Annotated in this window: 19 protein-coding genes and 3 pseudogenes; 11 read left to right on the plus strand and 11 right to left on the minus strand. The window is 71.5% G+C overall.

Annotated features, from left to right (window positions below):
- Positions 1-178 precede the first annotated feature (178 nt).
- Positions 179-1,351, plus strand: coding sequence for an acyl-CoA dehydrogenase family protein (locus ABD357_RS06705; protein ID WP_344388162.1), 1,173 nt, complete (start codon positions 179-181; stop codon positions 1,349-1,351).
- A 600-nt stretch (positions 1,352-1,951) separates the two neighbouring features.
- On the opposite strand, the gene ABD357_RS06715 is transcribed toward ABD357_RS06705, so the two are convergent.
- Positions 1,952-2,383, minus strand: coding sequence for a hypothetical protein (locus ABD357_RS06715; RefSeq protein ID WP_344388164.1), 432 nt, complete (start codon positions 2,381-2,383; stop codon positions 1,952-1,954).
- A gap of 265 nt (positions 2,384-2,648) precedes the next feature.
- On the opposite strand from ABD357_RS06715, the gene ABD357_RS06720 reads away from it, so the two are divergent.
- From ABD357_RS06720 to fxsA, 4 genes are all read left to right on the plus strand, one after another.
- Positions 2,649-3,089: an Lrp/AsnC family transcriptional regulator gene (locus ABD357_RS06720; RefSeq protein WP_030343745.1), complete on the plus strand. Its 441-nt coding sequence runs from the start codon at positions 2,649-2,651 to the stop codon at positions 3,087-3,089.
- 56 nt (positions 3,090-3,145) lie between these two features.
- Complete coding sequence (locus ABD357_RS06725; RefSeq protein ID WP_344388166.1) at positions 3,146-4,762, plus strand: amidohydrolase; 1,617 nt, start codon at positions 3,146-3,148, stop codon at positions 4,760-4,762.
- A 506-nt stretch (positions 4,763-5,268) separates the two neighbouring features.
- Positions 5,269-6,036, plus strand: coding sequence for a polyprenol monophosphomannose synthase (locus tag ABD357_RS06730; protein WP_344388167.1), 768 nt, complete (start codon positions 5,269-5,271; stop codon positions 6,034-6,036).
- Positions 6,037-6,107: 71 nt separating this feature from the next.
- Complete coding sequence (gene fxsA, locus ABD357_RS06735) at positions 6,108-6,689, plus strand: FxsA family membrane protein (RefSeq protein ID WP_344388168.1); 582 nt, start codon at positions 6,108-6,110, stop codon at positions 6,687-6,689.
- A 359-nt stretch (positions 6,690-7,048) separates the two neighbouring features.
- On the opposite strand, the gene ABD357_RS06740 is transcribed toward fxsA, so the two are convergent.
- From ABD357_RS06740 to ABD357_RS44995, 4 genes and pseudogenes are all read right to left on the minus strand, one after another.
- Positions 7,049-7,423 carry an RNA polymerase-binding protein RbpA gene (locus ABD357_RS06740; protein WP_003977404.1) on the minus strand — a complete coding sequence of 125 codons (375 nt, stop codon included), beginning with the start codon at positions 7,421-7,423 and terminating at the stop codon, positions 7,049-7,051.
- A gap of 279 nt (positions 7,424-7,702) precedes the next feature.
- Positions 7,703-9,052, minus strand: a complete 1,350-nt coding sequence (locus ABD357_RS06745) for an MFS transporter (protein ID WP_344388169.1) — start codon at positions 9,050-9,052, stop codon at positions 7,703-7,705.
- A 62-nt stretch (positions 9,053-9,114) separates the two neighbouring features.
- Positions 9,115-9,882: a glycerophosphodiester phosphodiesterase family protein gene (locus tag ABD357_RS06750; RefSeq protein WP_344388170.1), complete on the minus strand. Its 768-nt coding sequence runs from the start codon at positions 9,880-9,882 to the stop codon at positions 9,115-9,117.
- Positions 9,879-9,977 (minus strand): annotated as a pseudogene (locus tag ABD357_RS44995) (membrane protein YczE); the annotation flags it as partial. The pseudogene ABD357_RS44995 and the gene ABD357_RS06750, both read right to left, overlap by 4 nt.
- A gap of 85 nt (positions 9,978-10,062) precedes the next feature.
- Here ABD357_RS44995 and ABD357_RS06755 point away from each other — a divergent pair.
- A complete protein-coding gene (locus ABD357_RS06755; RefSeq protein WP_344388172.1) occupies positions 10,063-11,562 on the plus strand; it encodes an SCO1417 family PLP biosynthesis transcription factor in 1,500 nt (499 codons plus the stop codon).
- A gap of 159 nt (positions 11,563-11,721) precedes the next feature.
- On the opposite strand, the gene ABD357_RS06760 is transcribed toward ABD357_RS06755, so the two are convergent.
- Positions 11,722-13,323 carry a hypothetical protein gene (locus tag ABD357_RS06760; RefSeq protein WP_344388174.1) on the minus strand — a complete coding sequence of 534 codons (1,602 nt, stop codon included), beginning with the start codon at positions 13,321-13,323 and terminating at the stop codon, positions 11,722-11,724.
- A gap of 36 nt (positions 13,324-13,359) precedes the next feature.
- Positions 13,360-13,554 (minus strand): hypothetical protein, encoded by a 195-nt coding sequence (locus ABD357_RS06765; protein WP_344388177.1) that lies wholly within the window; start codon positions 13,552-13,554, stop codon positions 13,360-13,362.
- Between the two features lie 313 nt (positions 13,555-13,867).
- On the opposite strand from ABD357_RS06765, the gene ABD357_RS06770 reads away from it, so the two are divergent.
- The 5 genes from ABD357_RS06770 to ABD357_RS06790 all read left to right on the plus strand — a co-directional run bounded on the left by ABD357_RS06770 (position 13,868) and on the right by ABD357_RS06790 (position 19,375).
- Positions 13,868-14,260 carry an ankyrin repeat domain-containing protein gene (locus ABD357_RS06770; RefSeq protein ID WP_344388179.1) on the plus strand — a complete coding sequence of 131 codons (393 nt, stop codon included), beginning with the start codon at positions 13,868-13,870 and terminating at the stop codon, positions 14,258-14,260.
- Between the two features lie 300 nt (positions 14,261-14,560).
- Positions 14,561-15,979, plus strand: coding sequence for a HEAT repeat domain-containing protein (locus ABD357_RS06775; RefSeq protein WP_344388181.1), 1,419 nt, complete (start codon positions 14,561-14,563; stop codon positions 15,977-15,979).
- 230 nt (positions 15,980-16,209) lie between these two features.
- Positions 16,210-17,334 carry a glycosyltransferase family 4 protein gene (locus ABD357_RS06780; protein WP_344388184.1) on the plus strand — a complete coding sequence of 375 codons (1,125 nt, stop codon included), beginning with the start codon at positions 16,210-16,212 and terminating at the stop codon, positions 17,332-17,334.
- Positions 17,331-18,524, plus strand: coding sequence for a glycosyltransferase (locus ABD357_RS06785; RefSeq protein WP_344388187.1), 1,194 nt, complete (start codon positions 17,331-17,333; stop codon positions 18,522-18,524). Before ABD357_RS06780 ends, ABD357_RS06785 begins: the two co-directional genes overlap by 4 nt.
- Positions 18,521-19,375: an SGNH/GDSL hydrolase family protein gene (locus ABD357_RS06790; RefSeq protein WP_344388188.1), complete on the plus strand. Its 855-nt coding sequence runs from the start codon at positions 18,521-18,523 to the stop codon at positions 19,373-19,375. The genes ABD357_RS06785 and ABD357_RS06790 overlap by 4 nt, the downstream gene beginning before the upstream one ends.
- Positions 19,376-19,381: 6 nt before the next feature.
- Here ABD357_RS06790 and ABD357_RS06795 read toward each other — a convergent pair.
- The 4 genes and pseudogenes from ABD357_RS06795 to ABD357_RS06810 form a co-directional block, all read right to left on the minus strand.
- Positions 19,382-19,723, minus strand: a pseudogene (locus ABD357_RS06795) (5-oxoprolinase subunit C family protein); the annotation flags it as partial.
- A pseudogene (locus tag ABD357_RS06800) lies at positions 19,720-20,349 on the minus strand (LamB/YcsF family protein); the annotation flags it as partial. The pseudogenes ABD357_RS06800 and ABD357_RS06795, both read right to left, overlap by 4 nt.
- Before the next feature lie 20 nt (positions 20,350-20,369).
- Complete coding sequence (locus tag ABD357_RS06805) at positions 20,370-21,191, minus strand: putative hydro-lyase (RefSeq protein WP_344388193.1); 822 nt, start codon at positions 21,189-21,191, stop codon at positions 20,370-20,372.
- Entirely contained in the window at positions 21,188-22,507 is a 1,320-nt protein-coding gene (locus tag ABD357_RS06810; protein ID WP_344388195.1) for an MFS transporter, read from the minus strand. The genes ABD357_RS06805 and ABD357_RS06810 overlap by 4 nt, the downstream gene beginning before the upstream one ends.
- Positions 22,508-22,648 lie beyond the last annotated feature (141 nt).

A 22,648-nucleotide genomic window follows, 5' to 3' on the forward strand; every position in this document is an offset into this window, starting at 1 on the left:
CGACCGTTAACCGGTGACGCGCTGACGCGGATCGGGCATACTCACAGCGCACAGCCGCTGGTCAGCTCCTTCCGCGACCCGGGAGGACAGCATCGGCTGGGCACTGTGAGACCCGGTGGACCCACCGCATCCAAGGTCGGCGTCCGCCGAAGTGCCCGACAGGGAGGAGAGCGTCGCCATGCCCGACCGCGCCCCGCAGCCGGTGGACCGGCAACTGCCCACGGACGAGGCCCGGGATCTGATCTCGCTCGTCCGCGACATCGCACAGGGCGAGATCGCCCCGAAGGCGGCCGAGGAGGAAGACGCCGGGCACTTCCCGCGCGACGTCTTCACACTGCTCTCCGAGTCGGGCCTTCTCGGCCTTCCGTACGACTCCGAGTACGGCGGCGGTGACCAGCCGTACGAGGTCTACCTCCAGGTCCTCGAAGAGCTCGCCGCGGCCCGGATGACCGTAGGCCTCGGCGTCAGCGTGCACTCGCTGTCCTGCCACGCCCTCGCCCACTACGGCGCCAAGGAGCAACAGGTCGAGCATCTGCCGGCCATGCTCGGCGGCGGGCTCCTCGGGGCGTACTGCCTCTCCGAGCCGTCGTCGGGCTCCGATGCCGCCAGCATGCGTACGAAGGCCGTACGGGACGGGAACGACTGGGTTCTCACCGGCACCAAGGCCTGGATCACTCATGGTGGGATCGCCGACTTCTACACCGTGTTCGCGCGCAGCGGCGGTGAGGGGACGCGTGGCATCACGGCGTTCCTGGTTCCCGGTGACGCCGAGGGGCTGAGTGCGGCGGCGCCCGAGAAGAAGATGGGCATGAAGGGCTCGCCCACCGCCCAGGTGCACTTCGACGGGGTGCGGATCTCCGACGACCGGCGCCTGGGCGACGAGGGCCAGGGCTTCGCGATCGCCCTGTCCGCGCTCGACTCCGGACGGCTCGGCATCGCGGCCTGCGCGATCGGCGTGGCCCAGGCGGCGCTGGACGAGGCAGTCGCGTACGCCACCGGGCGCGAGCAGTTCGGGCGGCGGATCGCGGATTTCCAGGGCCTGCGCTTCATGCTCGCGGACATGGCGACACAGATCGAGGCGGGCCGGGCGCTCTATCTCGCGGCCGCCCGGCTGCGCGACGCGGGGCGGCCGTTCTCCAAGCAGGCGGCCATGGCGAAGCTGCTGTGCACGGACGCCGCGATGAAGGTCACCACGGACGCCGTCCAGGTGCTCGGCGGGTACGGCTACACCGCGGACTTCCCCGTCGAGCGCTACATGCGCGAGGCCAAGGTGCTGCAGATCGTCGAGGGCACCAATCAGATCCAGCGGATGGTCATCGCCCGTCACCTCGCTGGTCCCGAGTCGCGGTGAACAACCGCCCGTAGCCATATCCGTACATGGCTGAGGGCGCAACGAGCCGGGCCCACTCGGGGTCGTGACGCCCCGGCAGGGTCCGGCCGCGGTTGGCCCAAGTGCGCATCAGGGCGCGGTAGATGGGCGGATCCTGGGACTGCCGCACCGCTTGTGGTTTCTGTGCCTGCGGTGTCTTTGCCGGTGGCGTTTTGGCCTGCGGCGTCTTGGCCTGGGGCTTTTCAGGCTGCTGCTGTGTGCTCTGGGCTGCCGATTCCGCGGGTGCCGGAACGATAATCCTGCGGCGACGGCTCGTCTCTGCATAGGTGGAGGTCATACCGGGGCCAACGCGTCGAGGCCGGACAAGTCACCGGCCGCGGATTCGCCCGTGAGTTCACGCCGGAGCCCGTACGGGGGTCTATCGCGCCCCGTCAGGGGCGCTGGCCTGTGCCAACTGCGACTCCGCCACGCTGGGCTGCGTCAATGTGCGACTCCGTCGCGTGGGGCGCGACCAGCGTCCCTTTAGGGGCGCGGGGCTGTATCGATTTGAGGCTCCGCCGCGCGGGCGCGACCAGCCGCAACGAACCCGCAGCTTGGAAACTGCCTAACCCAGCGGAGCGCTTACGCGGCCTGGCGCCGACGCATCACCGGCACCCGGATGGGCCGTGAGCCGGGGCCGCCGACGTGCGAGAAGGGCTGGGTGCGCCAGTCGAGCCCCTGAGGGAGCGTCAACAGCAGGGCCATTTCCTGCTCCTGAGCCTCCATCGACTCGTCGGCGGGCCGGGCCTCGGCCGCGGCGCGGCCCGTACCGGCACAGACCGTGAGCCCGAACGGGTTCCACGGGGTGGCGCACAGCGCGTGCTCCGGCAGGACCTCCTCGTCCGCGAGGAGCGCGATGGGTTGCGCGCAGTCCGGGCAGATCACCCGGTACATCTCGAAGGTGTCGTACGCGTCGAACTCGTCCTCTGCCGGTTCAACACCCTCCGGCGCGGGCTCGACGACCGGCTGCTGCCGCTTGGGTGCGGTACGACCGGGGCGCTTCAAACTCTGCATAGATTTTCTCCCCCTCGGGTGGGCCGACAAGGCGCTGCGGCCTCGACCACAGCAAGCACTTCCCGTCCGGTCTCGGCGGTAATCACGAGAACATCACGGAACCTGTGACCATACTGTGGCGTTCGTCACATGCCGCCCGCAGGTGCCGGACGCGGTGCATTTGTCCCCGCACGGCTTGCCGGGTCGTCCCCATCAGATCACAAACCGGGTATGACCTGCGCCGCTGAGGTACCGGTGAGGATCAAGGGCCCTGTAGGTTCCTGCCATGGAGGAGCTCGACCGACAGATCGTGCAGCTGCTCGTCGAGGACGGGCGGATGAGCTACACCGACCTGGGCAAGGCCACCGGTCTGTCCACGTCGGCCGTACACCAGCGGGTGCGCCGCCTTGAGCAGCGCGGCGTGATCCGCGGCTATGCGGCGGTCGTCGACCCGGAGGCCGTGGGGCTGCCGCTGACGGCCTTCATCTCGGTGAAACCGTTCGACCCCAGCGCCCCGGACGACATCGCGGAACGCCTGGCCGGCGTCCCCGAGATCGAGGCCTGCCACAGCGTCGCGGGCGACGAGAACTACATCCTCAAGGTCCGCGTCTCGACCCCCCACGAGCTGGAGGAACTGCTCGCGCGCCTCCGCTCGCTGGCCGGAGTGTCGACGCGTACGACGGTGGTCCTCTCGACGCCGTACGAGGCACGGCCGCCCAAGATCTGAGGCCCGGAAGAGCCCCGGACGAGGGGTGCGGGCGTCGAGGGGCGAAACTGTTCTCCATGAGTGAGAGCACCGCCACCCCACGTACCGTGCTGCTGCGCGGCGGGGAAGTCCACAGCCCCGCCGACCCGTTCGCCACCGCGATGGTCGTGGAACGCGGGCAGGTTGCCTGGGTCGGCTCCGAGGGCGCGGCCGACGCGTTCGCGGACGGGGTCGACGAGGTGGTGGACCTCGAAGGCGCCCTGGTCACCCCGGCGTTCACCGACGCCCATGTGCACAGCACGGCCACCGGGCTCGCACTCAGCGGACTCGAACTGTCCGACGCGCCCTCCCTGGCGGCGGCCCTCGATCGCGTACGGGACTTCGCGGCGGCCCGCCCCGGCGACCGGGTCCTTCTCGGCCACGGCTGGGACGCCGCCCGCTGGCCCGAGCGGCGCCCGCCCCGGCGGGACGAGCTCGACGAGGCCACCGGCGGTCGCCCGCTCTACCTCAGCCGGATCGACGTGCACTCCGCCGTCGTGACCACGGCGCTGCTGGATCTGACGCCAGGGGTGCGGGAGAAGGCGGGCTTCGAGGCCGGGCAACCGCTCACCCGGGACGCACACCACGCCGCCCGCGCCGCGGCTCTGGGGGCCGTCACCCCCGCCCAGCGCACCGAGGCCCAGCGCACCGCGCTCGCCCACGCCGCCTCGCTCGGCATCGGCTCCGTCCACGAATGCGCGGGACCGGAGATCTCCTCCGAGGACGACTTCACCGGGCTGCTGCGGCTTGCCGCGGAGGAGACCGGGCCGAGGGTCGTCGGTTACTGGGCCGAGCAGGACGTCACCAAGGCCCGCTCCCTGGGCGCGCTCGGAGCCGCGGGCGACCTCTTCGTAGACGGCGCGCTCGGCTCGCACACGGCCTGCCTGCACCTGCCGTACGCGGACGCCGGCCACACCGGTACCTCCTACCTGGACGCCGCCGAGGTCGCCGCCCATGTAGTGGCCTGTACGGAGGCGGGGCTCCAGGCCGGCTTCCACGCCATCGGGGACGCCGCCGTGACCGCCGTGGTCGAGGGAGCGCGCGCTGCCGCCGAGAAGGTCGGCCGGGCCCGTGTCCGGGCGGCCCGGCACCGCGTCGAGCACGCCGAGATGCTCACTCCGGAGACCGTCGCGGGTTTCGCCGAACTCGGCCTCACCGCCTCCGTCCAGCCCGCCTTCGACGCGCTGTGGGGCGGTGAGGACGGCATGTACGCCGAGCGCCTGGGCGCCGAACGGGCCCGTAAGCTCAACCCGTTCGCGGCCCTTCTGCGTACCGGCGTGCCGCTCGCCTTCGGCTCCGACAGTCCCGTCACGCCGCTCGACCCGTGGGGCACCGTCCGTGCCGCGGCCTTCCATCGCACACCGGAACACCGGATCTCCGTACGCGCCGCCTTCACGGCCCATACGCGGGGCGGCTGGCGGGCGATCGGCCGGGACGAGGCGGGTGTCCTGGTGCCGGGCGCACCCGCCGACTATGCCGTGTGGCAGGCCGATGAACTGGTCGTCCAGGCCCCGGACGACCGGGTCGCCCGCTGGTCGACCGACCCCCGCTCCGGCACCCCCGGACTGCCCGACCTGACGCCCGGGACACCCCTTCCCGTCTGTCTGCGGACCGTCGTGGGCGGGCGCACCGTGTTTGTACGGCCGGAGGGGTGATGTGCCGGGGCGGCCCGGCACCGGTCTTCCACCAGGCACTCTGTCCTGCCACCTGCGTATCCTCCGCGCTGACCAGGCGGTTGAGCGAAAGTCCGCAGCTCGAACGGCTGTTGACAGCAAGCGGCGGGTGGCCGGTAGGTTCGGCCGGGTCCACCACCGGACGTCCGACCGCGGAGGTTCCGAGCAGCCCTCGAAGCGCCGCTGTGTCAGGGGTGGTGTGCCGCACCGGCGCACCACCACTGGGAGCCAGGCCCAGCGCTCGCGCCACGGGGGCGGGGGAACGTTCCGCCGGTCGGCAGGTGTGACCCGGGTGGGGCCCGGCGCTCAGTAGACAACGGCTCTAGGTCGACCCGCAGCCAGCGGGTCCCAGGTCGGCCCGAAGGGCGCCGGGCCCCGATCCGCAGTACCTTGCCCTTCTCAGGTCTCCCGGAGCCGCCACCCCCACCTCCGCGGGAGGGACGCTCGCTAGGGTGGAGCCCTTCGCACGGATGTCTTAAGGGGAAGCTGTGAACGACGGCGGTGGGCGACAGTTCGGTCCGCTCGGCACCACCTTGGTGATCATCCCCACCTACAACGAGGTGGAGAACATCAAGGCGATCGTCGGCCGGGTGCGGGCCGCCGTGCCCGCGGCGCACGTCCTGGTCGCCGACGACAACAGCCCCGACGGCACCGGCAAGCACGCCGACGAGCTGTCCGTCGAGGATGACCACGTCCATGTGCTGCACCGCAAGGGCAAGGAGGGCCTCGGCGCCGCCTACCTCGCGGGCTTCCGGTGGGGCCTTGAGCACGGTTACGGCGTACTGGTCGAGATGGACGCCGACGGTTCGCACCAGCCCGAGGAGCTGCCCCGGCTGCTCACCGCGCTCAAGGGCGCCGACCTGGTCCTCGGCTCCCGCTGGATGCCGGGTGGGCGGGTCGTGAACTGGCCCAAGTCCCGGGAGTTCATCTCCCGCGGCGGCAGCCTCTACTCGCGCGTCCTGCTCGACGTGCCGATCCGTGATGTCACCGGCGGCTATCGCGCGTTCCGCCGGGAGACCCTCGAAGGGATCGGCCTCTCGGACGTCGCCTCCCAGGGCTACTGCTTCCAGGTCGACCTGGCGCGCCGTGCCGTCAAGGCCGGCTACCACGTCGTCGAGGTTCCCATCACCTTCGTCGAACGGGAACTGGGCGACTCGAAGATGAGCCGCGACATCCTCGTGGAGGCACTGTGGCGGGTCACGACGTGGGGTGTGGGGGAGCGGGCAGGGCGGATCCTGGGACGTAAGTCGCCCTGATCCTCGGAGTCGCGGGCGGAGTTGATCGCCCCCTTATCCCGTACTGAGCACTGGCCAGGCACACTGGACGCATGACGACTGGCGCTCCGACTCCGACCTTCCCCGCGCGACCGCGGCGCTCTCGGCTGCGTACGTACCTGCCACTCGGTATCGCCGCATGGCTGGTCCTGGAGATCTGGCTGCTGACCATGGTGGCCGGCGCGGCGGGCGGCTGGGCCGTGTTTCTGCTGCTCGTGGCCGGATTCGTGCTGGGCTCCGTGGTCATCAAGCGAGCCGGACGCCGGGCCTTCCGGGCCCTGAGCGAGGCCCTTCAGCAGCAGCAGAGCGGGGTGCTGCCGCAGGGCGAGCGGGGCAGCGAGGGCAACGGTCTGGTGATGCTGGGCGGCCTGCTCCTGATGCTGCCGGGCCTGATGTCCGACGCGTTCGGCCTGGTCCTGCTGATCCCACCGGTCCAGAAGTCCCTGAGCCGCTACGCAGAGCGCACCTTCGAACACAAGATGCGCGAAGCCACCCCCGGCACCCTGGGCGACGCCTTCCAGCAGGCCCGCATGCACCGCCCCGACGGCAAGGTCGTACCGGGCGAAGTCATCCGCGATGACGAGCGCCGGGGCCCGGAGGGCGAGCCGGGACCGCGCCCGCCGCTGACGGGCTGAGGCCCGGGTTCTTCGCCCCCGCAGCCCCTACCCCGCTCTCGGCTTCGCTCGAGCGGGCGGACCCCATCATCCTTCTGGGGCTCCGCCAGGGGGCTCCGCCCTCTGGACCCCAGTCCTCAAACTCCCCGGCTACCTTCTCCAGCCGGCTCTGGGGGTGCCCCCGGACGGGCTGATCTTCAGCCCATCCGGCATTTGAGGACGAGCCCGCCAGGGCGATGGAGGTCTGGGGCGCAGCCCCAGGGACAGCAATCCACCACTCAGCCGCACCATCAGCACAACAGAACCGCGGGTGCCGTGCACCAAAGCACGGCACCCGCGGTCCCGGGTGCGCTCTCTATGCCGCCCAACCCCCGAAGGGGCTACGCGGACTTGCGGCTGTCCCGCGGATGTACCGCGATGTTCATGGCGCCGGATCGGAGAACGGCCAAGCGCTCCTCGAGGACCTCTTCGAGTTCCTCGCGTGTGCGCCGCTCCATCAGCATGTCCCAATGCGTGCGCGCGGGCTTGGCCTTCTTCTCTTCGGGGCCGTCGCCGTCCACGAGGAGTGCCTGGGCCCCGCAGACCTTGCACTCCCACTCCGGCGGGATCTCCGCCTCCACCGAGAAGGGCATCTCAAAGCGATGACCCTTCTCGCATGCGTACTCCACGGCCTGGCGCGGGGCCAGGTCGATGCCGCGGTCCGTCTCGTAGCTGGTCACCACGAGGCGCGTGCCGCGAAGAGCTCGCTCACTCATGAATCGTGCCTCCCGGGCTTGTCGCCCACAGGACAGGTGTCGCTGTCGTCGTCATCCGGTCAACGTCCGGTCGGCGGTAAAGATTCCCGTTGCGGGTCATGCGTCGCCGTCGTAGCCGCCCCTTGTTGTACCCACCAGCGCCCGGTTTGTCACATCTGAGACCAGATGTCACCCACCGTTTCGGCATCTTTGACGCGCAGTAACGGTACGCCTGGCAGGCCAAACGCGTACACTACCGGCCTTTGGTCCCAGGTGCTAAATCGGTGATGGCGGCAGGCCCTAGATCCGGTCCGGCACCGGGTTGCCCGCATCCCGCACGGCCTCGCGCACCGCGACCCGCGCGAGCAGCAGAAATCCGATGACGAAGAAGGCCACGAGCGAGACGATGGCGTCCCTATAGCTTCCGGTCAGCTGGTATGTGAGACCGAACACAAGCGGGCCCAGCCAGCTCATGCCGCGGTCGCTCATCTCGTACGCCGAGAAGTATTCGGCCTCCTTGCCCGGCGGCACCAGATGCGAGAACAGCGAGCGGGACAGCGCCTGGCTCCCGCCGAGTACGAGTCCGATGCCGGCGGCGAGCACGAAGAACCACGCGGACGAGCCCGCGGGCAGGAACCAACCCGCCCCGATCGTCACCGTCCACGCCACGAGCGAGCCGAGAATCGTGCGCTTCGCACCGTACGCGCACGCGAGCCGGCCCATGCCGAGGGCGCCGGCCACGGCCAGCAGCTGGACGAGCAGTACCGCGACGATGAGGGTCGACTGGCCGAGTCCCAGCTCTTCGGAGCCGTACACGGATGCCTGTGAGATGACCGTCTGGATGCCGTCGTTGTAGACGAGATAAGCCAGCAGAAAGGCGAGTGTCCGGGGCTTGCGCCGCATCTCCCGCACGGTGGCGGCCAGTTGACGCCAACCGTGCGCGGACGTCCCCTTCGGGGTCGTCGCAGGGCGGTCGCGCAGCCGCTTCAGCGGTACGAGTGTGAAAGCGCCCCACCAGATGCCCGCGGAGGCCAGACAGATGCGTACCGCCGTCGCCTCGGAGAGGCCGAAGCTGTCATGGGCCGTGAACAGCACCAGGTTCGCCACCAGGACCAGTGCGCCCGCGGCGTAACCGAAGGCCCAGCCCCTGGACGAGACGGCGTCGCGCTCCTCGGGCGGGGCGATCTGCGGCAGATAGGAGTTGTAGAGCACCATCGAGACGGCCACCGAGGCATTGGCCACGATCAGCAGGAAGCCGCCCAGCAGATAGCGGTCGCCGTCCAGGAAGAACATGCCGGTGGTGGCAGCGGCGCCCACATAGGCGGCGGTCGCGAGCAGCGGCTTCTTGCGGCCGCTACGGTCGGCCGCCGCGCCCGCCAGCGGCATCACGAAGATCGACAGGATCACGGACGCGGACACGGAGTACGCGAAGAAGGAACCCGCGCGGACCGGAATCCCCAGGGGGTGCACAAAGCCGTCCGGGTCCGCCGCCGACTCGGCGACCGACGTCAGGTAGGGGCCGAGGAACACCGTCAGGACACTCGTCGAATAGACGGAGCAGGCCCAGTCGTAGAAGTACCAGCCGTGTTGTTCGCGGCGCCGCCCGGCCGCGTCGTCGGCCGCCTCCGTCCGCACGGTGTCGGTGCCCACCCGTGCCCTCGCTTCCCCGTCACAGTCCCCGTAGGCGGACGTGGCGGGATGCGCCGGGCCCGTCAGACCCAGGTGCCGCGGTCCTTGAGGACCCCGCGCAGCGTCTCGATGTGATCGGTCATGATGCCATCGACTCCGAGGTCCAGGAGACGGTGCATCCGCTCGGGCTCGTTGACGGTCCACACGTGGACGTGCAGACCGCGCGCGTGTGCGGCACGTACGAAGCGGTGGTCGACCACAGGGACCCCCGACTGAGACTCGGGCACCTGCGCGCAGACCGCCGAACGGCGCAGCGCCGCGGGGACGCCCCACGACCGCAGGCGCAGCCCCAGGACACCCCGTGTGCCGTACGAGGTCGCCAGCCGCGGCCCGGCCAGTCGCTGGGCGCGGGACACGCGCGCCTCGGAGAAGGAGCCGACGCAGACGCGGTCCCAGGCGTTGGTTCGGGCGATCAGGTCGAGCAGCGGGTTCAGGGCGGGCTCCGCCTTGATGTCGACGTTCCAGCGGACGTCGGGGAACGTTTCCAGAAGCTCCTCGAAGAGGGGCACCGGCTCGGCACCGGCCACGCGCGCGTGCCGTACGTGATCCCAGGGGAGGTCCGCTATCCGGCCCGCTCCGTCGGTCATCCGGTCCAGCGTCGCGTCGTGGAAGGCGACGAGCCGGCCGTCGGCAGTGGCGTGTACATCGGTTTCGATGTACCGGTAACCCGCCTCGACCGCGCGCCGGAACTGGGCCACGGTGTTCTCCAGTCCGTCCGCCGCCCCGCCCCGGTGGGCGAAGGCGATCGGGCCGGGATGGTCGAGGTAGGGATGGCGTATCCGGGTGGTCACCCGCGCAGTATCGCCCCCTCCGGTTGACCCGCGGCAACGACGGAGCTGCCGTCTGCCGAGGGAACGGCGAACAACCGCAGCAACAGCCGGGCGATGGTGGTAGTGGCCTGACCCATGACACCCTGTGGCTTGGCAGGACATGCCATCCATGGCCAATTCGGGGAAGGTGGACTGAGGATCATGGCGCAGTGGACTTCGGCGGTCGGGGCCGCGCAGCTGGCTCGGCTGCTCAACTCCCAGCAGGAGCGCCCTGCCGGTCCCGGTACGCGGCGCCCGCCCGCCTATCGCGCACTTGCCGACGGCATCCGGCTGCTCGTGCTCGAAGGACGCGTCCCCGTTGCCGCGCGGCTCCCCGCCGAGCGCGAACTGGCCCTCTCCGTGTCCGTCAGCCGCACCACCGTGGCCGCCGCCTATGAGGCGCTGCGCAGCGAGGGGTTCCTGGAGTCCCGCCGGGGAGCGGGGAGTTGGACCGCCGTACCGGCCGGCAATCCGCTGCCCGCACGGGGCCTGGAACCGCTGCCGCCCGATGCGCTCGGCTCCATGATCGACCTCGGCACTGCGTCCCTGCCGGCGCCCGAGCCCTGGCTCACCCGTGCCGTCCAGGGCGCCCTGGAGGAACTGCCGCCGTACGCCCACACGCACGGCGACTATCCGGCGGGGCTGCCCGCGCTGCGCACGACGCTCGCCGAGCGCTACACCGCACGCGGCATTCCCACGATGCCCGAGCAGATCATGGTGACCACCGGCGCCATGGGAGCCATCGACGCCATCTGCCACCTCTTTGCCGGGCGAGGCGAACGCATCGCCGTCGAGTCGCCCAGTTACGCCAACATCCTCCAGCTGATGCGGGAGGCGGGAGCCCGCCTCGTGCCGGTCGCCATGGCCGAGGGGCTCACGGGCTGGGACACGGACCGCTGGCGGCAGGTACTGCGCGACGCGGCGCCCCGGCTCGCGTACGTCGTCGCGGACTTCCACAACCCGACGGGCGCGCTTGCCGACGAGGACCAGCGGCGGCGGCTCGTCGACGCCGCGCGGTCGGCGGGCACCGTGCTGGTCGTGGACGAGACCATGAGCGAGCTGCATCTGGACGACGGGCTCGAACTACCGCGCCCCGTCTGCGGTTTCGACCCGGCCGGGTCGACGGTCATCACGGTCGGCTCGGCCAGCAAGGCCTTCTGGGCCGGTATGCGGATCGGCTGGGTGCGGGCGGCGCCCGAGGTGATCCGCAGCCTGGTCGTGGCACGCGCGTACGCCGATCTGGGCACCCCCGTCCTGGAACAGCTGGCCGTGAACTGGCTGCTGAGCACCGGGGGTTGGGAGCAGGCCGTGGACGTGCGCCGCGGCCAGGCCCGCGAGAACCGCGACGCGCTCGTGGCCGCCGTACGCCGTGAGCTGCCCAGCTGGGAGTTCGAGGTCCCGCACGGCGGGCTCACGCTGTGGGTGCGTACCGGCGGGCTGTCGGGCTCACGTGTGGCCGAGGCCGGTGAGCGGGTGGGCGTACGGGTGCCGTCGGGGCCGCGCTTCGGAGTGGACGGAGCCTTCGAGGGCTATGTGCGGCTGCCGTTCACCGTCGGCGGCGCGGTGGCCGATGAGGCCGCGGCGCGTCTGGCCGCGGCGGCCCGACTGGTGGAGACGGGAGTGAACGGGGCGACGGAGACACCGCGCACCTTCGTGGCGTGACGCTGCGCGTCGGACGTCTCCGTCGTCTGACCCCGAGCGTCCGGGTGTCTCGTGGCGCGGCCCCGCGTGTGCAGTCCTCTCGGGGCGTGACCCCGCGCGTCCAGCTCTCTCGGGGCGCGGATCCGTGCGACCGGACATCCGGGCCGCCGCTGCGGCCGGTCAGCCTTCCGCCGCGACCTTCGCGACCGCGTCGAGGCCCGTTCGGTCTTCCGCCGTGACGTCCGTGACGTCGGCGGGCTCCCCGTCTGCCGGGGCGATGCGCTCCGGCAGAAGGCTCAGGACCGCCTGGCGGTGGGCCTCACTCGTCGCCTCGTCGTACGGGTCCGGGGTCGCCGGGACCTGGAGACGGTGCACCGGACCCGTGCCCAGCCGGGCGTAACCGCGGCCGGCGGGCATGTCCGCGGTCACTGTGGTGGGCGGACGCGTCCCGAGCACAGCTTCGAGCTGTGCGGCAGAAGCCGTGCCGAGTGCGACACGCGCGCGCGTGTGCTGACGTACCGGGTCGCTGAGGCACTCCATGCCGTCGAACTGCTCGGCCACCACCACCGTCACACCGGCCGCGCGCCCGTGCCGCAACGGCACCTGGAGAAGGGACTGCGGGTCCCTGCGCCCGTCGGCCGCCGCCAGCTGCCCGAGCACCGTCGGGCGGTCCAGGAAGAGCCAGAGCGGACGCCGCGTGTCGTCCGGCGGGGGCTGGCCCGCCTGACGGGCCCGGTTCATGGTGATGAGGCGTCGCTCCGTCTCGTGCGCCGCCCACTCCAGACCGGCCAGGGCGCCCGTCAGATCGCACTCGACGGCCAGTACGCCGGCCCGGCCCGCGAGGCACGCGTACTCGCCCGTGCCGCCGCCCTCGACGATCAGCACGTCACTGTGTCGGAGGGTCTGCAGAGCGATCGACCTCAGAAGGGTCGTCGTGCCACTCCCGGGACCGCCGACGGCGAGAAGGTGCGGCTCGGTCGAGCGCAAGCCCGTGCGCCATACGACCGGCGGAACGTCGCGCCTGTCCGTACCGGCCGTGACGGGAAGCGTGCGCTGGACGCCCGCCGGGTCGGTGAAGCCGAGCACGGTCTCGCCCGGAGCCGTGACGAAGTGCTGGGCGGCGATGTCGACGGGAAGCGGCGGCAGAGCCGTGACGGTGAGCTGATTGCCCTCCTCGTCCCACTCGAAGCGGTACTCCCGGCCACGGCCCGACTTGGTGTGCAGCAACTGCTCGATACGCGCGCGGGAGGCCGCCTCCCCGTCCGTGAAGTACGCCGGGTAGCGGATCGTCAGCTGGGAGACGCGGCCGGTGCCGTCGAACGCGTACGAGACGAAGGCCTTCGCCCAGTCCCCGCCGTGGGTGAACAGGGGAGCGGGGTCCTCGGGGACCGAGAAGTAGGGGACGAGCGCCTCGTAGAGCGACTGCAGGCGCTTGGCCTGCGCCTCGTCGGGGCCCGTCGGCCGGGACGCGGTGCGGTCCCGGCCGTGCCAGGCGGCAGCCGCCATGAGGGTGATGGTGGCGAGCAGCGGCCCGAAGGGCAGGAAGGCGACGACCAGCACGATCGAGGCCAGCAGGAACAGCAGCGGCCCTCGCCGGTCCTTGGGGGTGCCGGACCATCTGTGCCGCCCTGCCGCCGCCAGCCGGCCCAGTCCACGGGTGATCGTGATCAGCGGGTGGAGAACGTCGTTGGCATTCTCGGCGGCCGACCGGGCCAGCTCCCGGCCGCGGACGATCCGGTCGTTGCCGTTGCTGAGAATGCGGGGGAGAGGGCGCCGGGCCACTGCTGTCTCCTGACGATGCGCGCGGAGGGGAGGGCGTCAGAACTTGATTCCGCCGAGGAGGCTGGCCAGGCTCTCGCCGCCCGCCTTGATGCTCGGGGCGACGGCCGTGCTCGCCAGATAGAACCCGAACAGCGCGCACACCAGCATGTGCGAGGCCTTGAGGCCGTCCTTGCGGAAGAAGAGAAAGACGATGATGCCGAGCAGGACGACACCTGAGATGGACAGGATCATGATGGTTCTCCTGGTCGATTGGGACGTCGATGGGGACAGTCACCATGAGTACTTCCAGGCTCACAGCATGTATCCATAGGACAAAAGGCGCAACTAGGTGAATTTCCCCTCGTTTCGCCCTGATGGTCCTGGTCAACCGGCCACTCGGGCACCAGCGGTCGCCCGCCTGCTGCGAGGTGATCTTTGCCTCGGTCGGGCCCGGTCATGTGCCCGCCGAAGCCAGTACGCTGGCGATTCACTCGTACGGCCGCACCGCTCGTGGTCGTACGGACCCGAAGTACCCGAGTTCGCGCAGCGAGAGGTGGTCCGGCCGATGAGCGAAGCCCCTGACCCCGAGGTAGTGGAGCTGGCGACCAGGATGTTCGATCTGGCGCGCCGGGGTGAGACCGAGGCGCTCGTCGCGTATGTCGACGCGGGCGTGCCGGCCAACCTCACCAACGACCGCGGCGACTCGCTCGTGATGCTCGCCGCCTATCACGGTCACGCGGAAGCGGTGCGCGCCCTCCTGGAGCGCGGCGCCGAGGCCGACCGCGTCAACGACCGGGGCCAGACACCGCTCGCCGGAGCGGTTTTCAAAGGCGAGGACGCGGTGGTCCGGGTCCTCCTGGACGCCGGCGCAGACCCCTCCGCGGGCACGCCGTCCGCTGTGGACACGGCCCGGATGTTCGGCAAGGCCGAGTTGCTCGGCCTTTTCGGAGTGAACTGAAGCACCCGCCCTGACCAGGCGCAACAACGATTTTGGGGGAGGCGGTACCCAGCCGCCGGAAATGCGGTCGCGGTAGCGAGAACCGCTGGGTCATCATGACGTCGTGATTCACGGACGCGATGGCTGGGCAGGTGTTGCCGCACCGCGCGGGCCGTGATGCGGCCCCTACGGGCACCGACGAGAGGCAGAGGAAGATGGTCTACAGCAAGCAAGAAACGACGGGCGTCCCGACGTGTTGTCACGCGACCAGGTAAAGCACGATCCCCGGTTGCGCCGACGCTTGATGTGAGGCTGTTTCCCATGTTCGATCCGGTCATAGCGCCCAGCGGTACGCTGCTCGGCCTGCTCCAGAGGGGCCGCGGCGACGGCACGCTGCACGCGCTCACCGCACCGCGCCCCGAGGCGCTCGCCGCGCTCAACGCGTGTGTGCTGCACGACCCCCGCCACGACTGGCAGGTGGAGAACCGCTCCCTGTTCTACGCCCGTCTCTATCTCGACCTGAACGGCGAGCTCGACGAGATCGAGGCCCACCTCTTCGACGCCGAGGACATCCTCGACACGGACGAGTCACGCACGGGCCTCGCGCTCGCCGTGCTCGGGCATCTCGCCTCGTACGGCAGGCGGGACGCGCTCGAACTGCTGCGGCGGTACGCCGCCCGCGGCAGTAATTGGGCCTGGGCCCTGGACGAACTGGCACTGCGCGACGACGACGCCGGACTGCGCGCCCTCGCTGCGCCGGTCCTCGCGCGCTTCCCGGCAGACCCCGAGGGCGAGGCCGAACTCGCCGCCGCCGTGCGCGACGCCTTCGAACCCCGGCCCTGGCGGCTGTGGGCCGAGGACTCCCGCACATCCATCGCCACACGCGTGCGTGCCGCCCAAGAAGCAGGCTCCTTCGACCGCTGGCAGCGGCAGATGCAATCCTCCGGGCCCCGTCCGGGGTGGAGTGTTCGGGCCGTCTTCGAATGGGCACAGCAGGGCGTCGAACGCGGAGCAGCGCTCCATGTCCCGGCCGCCCGCTGCCTCACCGCCGTCGCAGGGCCCGACGACCGTCCCGAGATCATCGACGCGGCCCGGCACGGCGACGACGGCGCGCGCTGCACGGCCCTGCGCTATCTCGCCGACAGCCACGATCCCGACGTACTGGACCTGATCGAGGCCGCTCAGACCGCCGGCTCGCGACTCGTCGTGGACGCCGCCGTGGACGCCTTCGAGCGGATGCGCAGCGTCGCCGCCGTGGAGCGGGCGCGACGGTGGGCGCACCGGCCCGACGCGCTCGGTCAGGCTGCGGGACGCGTGCTCGCCTGTCGGGGCGGTGCACAGGACCGCGAGCTGGTGCTGGCCGCCCTGCGCGAGGCCGTACGGGGAGACGGGCCGGACGCGCCGACCTTGTGCACCCTCGTCGACGGCGCCGGACGGCTCGGTATCGCGTGTGCCGCCCCCGTGCTGCGCCATGTCTACCGTGAGACGGCCTCGTCGCATCTGCGCGGGCGCACGGCCCGCGCGCTGGCCGCCACCGATCCGTCCTTTCCCGCCGGGTTCGCCGTCGAGTGCCTCTGGGACTGTGAGGAGACGACCCGGGAAGTCGCCGCCCGGCACGCCGAGACCGGTGACGCCAGGGTGGTCGACCAGCTCCGGCGGCTCGCCGCCGATCCCGCCGAGGAGGCCGAGGTGCAGACAGCGGTCCGAAGCAGAATCGGCCCGGACACGACTGCCGTGTGAAGGCCCGCGCGTCCACAGTGTGAGACCGGGCATCTCCGCGGCGTGGGGCGGGATGCGACCGTGGTGTGAGCGTGTTGTCGCCCGCCCGTAGCCCGTTGGTACGAGCCTGGATGCCGGGGCGTGACCGGGTCGTGATCCGGGGGCGCACGCAGCGCAACGCTCATGGGACGTTCCCTCTCCGGAAAGATCCACGTTGACGCGGCCACGTCCAGCACGACGACAACACGGGTATGCGTGTCGTCATCGTGACCGAGTCCTTTCCCCCCGACGTGAACGGCGTGGCCCACTGCGCGCTCCAGACCGCCCGACACCTCGTCGACCGCGGTCACGACCCCCTCGTCGTCGCCCCGGCCACCGCCGCCGGCAACGGGCCCGACGCCCTCGCGCCGTGCCCCGTCGTCCGAATCCCCTCCCTACCGCTCCCCGGCTACCCCCAGGTCCGTGTCGCCCTCCCCAGCCGACGCGTCGCCGCCGCGATCACCGAACACCGTGCCGACCTCGTCCACCTGGCCAGCCCCTTCGTCCTCGGCGTGCGCGGCATGGCGGCCGCCACCCGGCTCGGCATCCCCGCCGTGGCCATCTACCAGACCGACCTCGCCGGATACGCCCGTACCTATGTGCACGCGGGCGAGGCGGCTGCCTGGCGGCGCATCCGCTCCGTCCACGCCGCCGCCGACCGGACGCTCGCCCCGTCCAGCGCCGCTCTGCACGACCTGGAGGCGCACGGTGTGCCCCGGGTGCGACTGTGGCCGCGCGGCGTGGACACCGTCCGGTTCCGCCCGGAACACCGGGACGACGCACTCCGCCGTGAACTCGCGCCGAACGGCGAGCTGATCGTCGGCTACGTCGGCCGGCTCGCCCCCGAGAAGCAGGTCGAACTCCTCGCCGGGGCCTGCGGCCTGGACGGCGTACGCGTCGTGGTCGTTGGCGACGGCCCGAGCCAGACGAGTCTGACCGGGGCACTTCCCGGAGCCGTTTTCCTGGGCCGTCGCACCGGTGACGAACTCGCCCGGATCTTCGCCTCGTTGGACGTCTTCGTGCACACCGGACCGTTCGAGACCTTCTGCCAGACCGTGCAGGAGGCGATGGCCAGCGGCATCCCCGTGGTCGCCCCCGCCGCGGGCGGACCGCTCGACCTGGTGGCCCACGGGCGCACCGGACTGCTCGTCCCGCCGCGCGACGAGGACGCCGTACGCGACGCCGTGGCGGCGTTCGCCGCCGATCCCGCGCTGCGGGCCGCGTACGGCGCCGAGGCGCGCCGTACCGTCGAGGGCCGCACATGGGTGGCCGTCGGCGACCAGCTCATCGGGCACTACGCCGACGTGCTCACCGGAAGGGCGGTGGTGGCGGCATGAGCGAGTCGCTGCGGATCGTCCGGCTGGCCAACTTCGTCGCCCCCGCCTCTGGCGGCCTGCGGACCGCGCTGCGGGAGCTGGGCGCCGGTTACCGGGACGCCGGGCACGAGCCCGTGCTGATCGTGCCCGGTGAGCGCGCCACGGACCGCGAGACCGAGCAGGGCCGGGTGATCACCCTGCCCGGACCGCTGCTGCCCGGGACCGGCGGCTACCGCGTGCTCACCGACAAGAAGCGTGTGGCCGCCCTCCTGGAGGAGCTCGCGCCCGACCGGCTCGAGGTCTCCGACCGTACGACGCTGCGCTGGACCGGCGTGTGGGCGCGGCGCGCCCGGGTGCCCGCCGTGATGGTGTCCCACGAGACCGCCGACGGCGTCCTGCGCACCTGGGGCCTGTCCGAAGGCATGGCCCGGCGGGCCTCCGACGCCCTCAACATCCGTACCGCGCACCACTATTCACGCGTGGTATGCACCACGGAGTTCGCGGAGCGCGAGTTCGTCCGCATCGGCGCCCGCAATGTCGTACGCGCCCCGCTGGGCGTCGACCTGGAGGGCCGGCACCCCTCGCTGCGGGACCCGGGGCTGCGCGCCCGGCACGCGCGCGTGGACGAGACCTTGCTGGTGATGTGCTCCCGGCTGTCCGTCGAGAAGCGGCCCGGCACCGCGCTGGACGCCCTGGAGGCACTGCTGCGCCGTGGGCAGCGCGCGGTGCTCGTTGTCGCCGGTGAGGGGCCGCTGCGGGCCCGGCTCGAACAGCGGGCGCGCGAGCGGCGGTTGCCGGTCACCTTCCTCGGGCACGTGGGCGACCGCGCGCTCCTGGGCGGTCTGCAGGCCTCCGCCGACGTATGTCTGGCCCCCGGGCCCGCCGAGACCTTCGGGCTCGCGGCCTTGGAGGCGATGGCCTGTGGTACGCCCGTCGTCGCCAGCGCCTCCTCCGCGCTCCCGGAGGTCATCGGCTCCGCCGGAGCCACCGCCGCCGACAACGGAGAGTCGTTCGCGGACAAGGTACGGCTGCTGCTGGACCGTCCCGAGAGCGAGCGCCGGGAGGCGGCACGCGCGCGTGCCGCCTGTTTCGGCTGGCCGGCCGCCGTGGAGGCGTTCCTCACGGCGCACGACGCGGCCGTACGGGTCGACCGGCCGTCGTCAAAGGCGGGCACCTCCTCCGCGCGAAGGGCTCGGGAGGGCGTGGCATGAGACCCCTGCGGTTCGTGGCACTCGGGGACTCCCTCACGGAGGGAGTGGGCGATCCCGTCGGTGAAGGGTGGCGTGGCTGGGCCGCGCTGCTCGCCGACGGGCTCGCCCCTGCCGACGCTCCCGCGCAGTTCGTCAACTTCGCGGTCAGCGGCGCCCAGACGCGTGACGTCCTGGAGCGTCAGACCCCTGCCGCGCTGGCCGTACGGCCGGACGTCGCCTCGGTCGTCATCGGAGTCAACGACACCCTGAGGTGCACCTTCGACATCCACGCGGTGGCCGCGCGGCTCGACGAGGTGTACGCGGCGTTCACGCGGCAGGGGGCGGTGCTGCTCACCGCCTGCCTGCCCGACCCCGGCGCGATGCTCGGGCTGCCCGGGTCGCTGGCCCGGCCGCTCGCACGGCGCCAGCGGGCCGTGAACACGGTGGTGCACGCGCTCTCGGAGCGGTACGGCGCCGTCCATCTGCACGCCGCGGAAGGGGCGTGGCTCACGGACCGCGCCATGTGGAGCGCGGACCGGTTGCATCCGGGCGAGCGGGGGCACCGGCAACTCGCCGTACGCTTCCACGCGCTGCTCGCGGAGGCGGGCATCGCGACGGGGTGTGCGCCTGCTTCGAAGCCCGAGTTCCCCGCGCCCACACGCTCGGCGAGCCTGTGGTGGCTGGCCACCGCCGGCACCGGCTGGGTGGCCCGCCGCTGCACCGACCTCCTGCCCCAACTCCTCACCCTCGCCGCCGACGAGATCCGTCACCGCGCCCGCGGCACGAGCGCTCGGCTCGACCTGAGCGCGTCGCATGCGGTGGCGTCCGCGCTGGCGGCGTTGTCGGTCACGGAGCAGCCCGATGCGGCGTAAGCCCGGTCAACGGCGCCGCACGGCCACGAACCGCACCGGCGTGCCCGGCGCGGCCTGGGCCGCGCCGGGGAGGTCCGTGGCCCGGACGACGGCGATGACCGGGTAGCCGCCGGTGGTCGGGTGATCGGCCAGGAACACCACGGGCCTGCCGTCCGGGGGCACCTGGATCGCGCCGAGGACCATGCCCTCGCTGGGGAGTTCGCCGGGGCGCGCCCGCTCCAGGGCGGGCCCTTCCGTGCGCAGGCCGATGCGGTTGCTCGCCGAGGAGACCCGGTACGTATGCGTCGTAAGGGTGCGTACGGCCGTTGCCGTGAACCAGTCGTCGCTGGGGCCGAGGGTCACTCGGAGCGGGACGCGACCACGCCGGAGTCGGCGAGGCGCACGGAGCGTTCCACAACGGCTCCGGGGTCGGTGATCACGGCGCCGTCCTGACTGCGCGGCACGAGCGTGCCCTCGTCCGTGTAGGCGCGGTCAGCGAACGCCTCGGTGACGACCGGGAGTCCGGCCTTCTCCGCCACTTCGAGGAAGCGCGATCCGGGCAGCCCGAGCACGTGGAGCGTGGCGTCCGCCAGGAGCACCCCGTCGACCACGGCCCGGGCCTGCTCCTCGTCGTGCACGACACGGTTGTAGAACGCGCCGTGCGGTTTGACGTAGGCCACGCGCGCGCCCGCCGCGCGCGTGAAGACCTCCAAGGCGCCGATCTGGTACGCCACTTCGGCCGCCAGCTCGTCGGGCGGCACATCCATCGCGCGCCTCCCGAAGCCCGCCAGGTCGCGGTAGGAGACCTGGGCGCCGATCCGTACGCCGCGCTCGGCCGCCAGCTCGCACACCCGCCGCATGGTGGCCGCGTCCCCGGCGTGGAAGCCGCAGGCCACATTGGCGCTCGTGACGAAGGACAGCAGCTGTTCGTCGTCGGTCAGGCGCCGGCGGCCGAAGCCCTCGCCCAGGTCGGCGTTGAGATCGATCGAGGTCATGGAGATGTCGATTCCTCCTGTCAGGCCACGCGGTACTGCTCGTCGCGGGCGTCGGTGATGAACATCTGTCCCGGTGCGTGGGTGATCGCGAACGGCGGGCGCGAGGCCATCACCGCGGCCTGCGGCGTCACCCCGCAGGCCCAGAACACCGGAATGTCGCCGGGGCCGGCGTCCACAGGATCGCCGAAGTCGGGGCGCGTCAGGTCCTCGATGCCGAGCCCGGCCGGTTCGCCGCAATGGACCGGGCTGCCGTGCACCGCGGGCAGCAGACTGCTCTCCCGGATCGCCGCGGCCAGGTGCTCGGGCGGGACCGGGCGCATCGACACCACCATGGGGCCGTGCAGCCGCCCCGCGGGACGGCACTGACGGCTCGTCACGTACATGGAGACGTTGCGTCCCTGTTCGAGGTGGCGCAGCGGCACACCGGCCTCGGTCAGCGCCCACTCGAAGGTGAAGCTGCACCCGATGAGGAACGACACGAGATCGTCGCGCCAGTGGGCCAGCACGTCCGTGGGTTCGTCGGCCAACTCGCCGTGCTCCCAGACTCGGTAGCGCGGCAGATCGGTGCGCAGGTCGGCGCCCGGGGCGAGGACGGTGGTCCAGGAGCCGGCGTCGGTGACGTCGAGGGCCGGGCAGGGCTTCGGGTTGCGCTGGCAGAACAGCAGCATCTCGTACGCCCAGTCGGCGGGCACCGAGATCAGGTTCGCCTGGGTGTGTCCCGCCGCGCAGCCCGCCGTGGGGCCGGACAGGCCCGAACGGAAGTGGGTGCGCGCCTGGTTGGGGCTCCACGCGAGCGCGTGCTCGTCGAGCACGTTCTGGTGCCGGAGTTGAGTGTGGTTCACAGGATCTCCTTCCCCCGCGTCTCGGGCAGCCCCAACAGGGCCAGCGCCGCGAGACCGTAGCCGATCGCGCCGAAGACCAGCGCACCGCCGACACCCCAGCTGTCGGCCATGTACCCGACGCAGGTCGGGAAGACGGCGCCCACGGCGCGGCCGGTGTTGTACGTGAAGCCCTGCCCCGTGCCGCGCACCGCCGTCGGGTACAGCTCACTCAGGAACGAACCGAAGCCGCTGAAAATCGCCGACATACAGAAGCCGAGCGGGAAACCGAGCACAAGGAGAAGGGTGTTGGCACCGGTGGGGATGTTCGCGTAGACCAGGATGCAGAGCGCCGAGAGCACCGCGAAGAGCCAGATGTTGCGCCTGCGGCCCAGCTTGTCGGTGAGATAACCACCGGTCAGATAGCCGAGGAAGGCTCCGCTGATCAGGAACGCGAGATAGCCGCCGGTGCCGACGACGGACAGTTCGCGCTCCGTCTTCAGGTACGTGGGCACCCAGGTGGCGAGTGTGTAGTAGCCGCCCTGGACACCGGTGGAGAGCAGGACCGCGAAGATCGTCGTCCGGAGCAGTCCGGGTGATTCGGCCGTGCCCGGTTTGAAGATGGCCTTGAACGAGCCCTTCTCGGTGCTCTGCTCACGGCGTTCGGTCGCCTGGGGGGCGTCCTTCACCTGTCGGCGCACCCAGATGACGAGCAGGGCGGGCAGCGCGCCGGTCCAGAACATCACCCGCCAGGCGATGTCGTCGTCCATGAACTCGAAGACCAGCGTGTAGACGATCACGGCGAGTCCCCAGCCGACGGCCCAGGAACTCTGGATCGCGCCGAGCGTGCGCCCCCGGTGCTTCGGGCTCGCGTACTCGGCGACCAGGATCGCGCCGACCGCCCACTCGCCGCCGAAACCGAGCCCCTGAAGGGCACGGAACACCAGCAGGGTCTCGTAGTTGGGTGCGAAGCCGCTGGCCACGGTGAAGACCGCGTACGTGATCACTGTGATCATCAAGGCCTTGACGCGCCCGATCCGGTCCGCAAGCACCCCCGCGATGGCGCCGCCGATCGCGGAGACGACCAGCGTGACGGTCGTGAGGAGCCCGGTCTGGCCGCTGTTGAGGCCGAAGTACGCGGCCAGGACGACCATGCTCAGCGGCAGCGTGAAGTAGTCGTACGAGTCGAGGGCATAGCCGCCGAACGCGCCGCCGAAGGCGCGGCGGCCTCGCGGGCCCAGGGCCCGCAGCCAGGCGAAGGCGCCCTCGTCGGCGGGGGGTTCGCCCGGACCGGTGCCGGCGTCGGCGGGCCGGGCCTGTGGTGGAGGGGTCGTGCTCATGGTGCACCTCGCAGTTGAGGACGGAGGGTGCTTCAGGACTGATGAGCCGTGCCGTGCGGGCATGCCGAGGTACGGAACCGGCGTGCGAAAGCCGTCGGCGCCGGGACGAGCGGTCGGCGCCATTTCCAGCAAGGTAGAGTA

It is taken from the genome of Streptomyces vastus, assembly GCF_039532825.1.
In the GTDB taxonomy this organism is placed as follows: Bacteria; Actinomycetota; Actinomycetes; order Streptomycetales; family Streptomycetaceae; genus Streptomyces; species Streptomyces vastus.

Coding starts and splice junctions, on each gene's coding strand:
- ABD357_RS06780 (WP_344388184.1), top strand. CDS start 16,210: ATGCGTGTCGTCATCGTGACCGAGTCCTTTCCCCCCGACGTGAACGGC.
- ABD357_RS06725 (WP_344388166.1), top strand. CDS start 3,146: ATGAGTGAGAGCACCGCCACCCCACGTACCGTGCTGCTGCGCGGCGGG.
- ABD357_RS06740 (WP_003977404.1), bottom strand. CDS start 7,423: ATGAGTGAGCGAGCTCTTCGCGGCACGCGCCTCGTGGTGACCAGCTAC.
- ABD357_RS06765 (WP_344388177.1), bottom strand. CDS start 13,554: ATGATCCTGTCCATCTCAGGTGTCGTCCTGCTCGGCATCATCGTCTTT.
- ABD357_RS06785 (WP_344388187.1), top strand. CDS start 17,331: ATGAGCGAGTCGCTGCGGATCGTCCGGCTGGCCAACTTCGTCGCCCCC.
- ABD357_RS06715 (WP_344388164.1), bottom strand. CDS start 2,383: ATGCAGAGTTTGAAGCGCCCCGGTCGTACCGCACCCAAGCGGCAGCAG.
- ABD357_RS06755 (WP_344388172.1), top strand. CDS start 10,063: ATGGCGCAGTGGACTTCGGCGGTCGGGGCCGCGCAGCTGGCTCGGCTG.
- ABD357_RS06810 (WP_344388195.1), bottom strand. CDS start 22,507: ATGAGCACGACCCCTCCACCACAGGCCCGGCCCGCCGACGCCGGCACC.
- ABD357_RS06790 (WP_344388188.1), top strand. CDS start 18,521: ATGAGACCCCTGCGGTTCGTGGCACTCGGGGACTCCCTCACGGAGGGA.
- ABD357_RS06770 (WP_344388179.1), top strand. CDS start 13,868: ATGAGCGAAGCCCCTGACCCCGAGGTAGTGGAGCTGGCGACCAGGATG.
- fxsA (WP_344388168.1), top strand. CDS start 6,108: ATGACGACTGGCGCTCCGACTCCGACCTTCCCCGCGCGACCGCGGCGC.
- ABD357_RS06775 (WP_344388181.1), top strand. CDS start 14,561: ATGTTCGATCCGGTCATAGCGCCCAGCGGTACGCTGCTCGGCCTGCTC.
- ABD357_RS06720 (WP_030343745.1), top strand. CDS start 2,649: ATGGAGGAGCTCGACCGACAGATCGTGCAGCTGCTCGTCGAGGACGGG.
- ABD357_RS06705 (WP_344388162.1), top strand. CDS start 179: ATGCCCGACCGCGCCCCGCAGCCGGTGGACCGGCAACTGCCCACGGAC.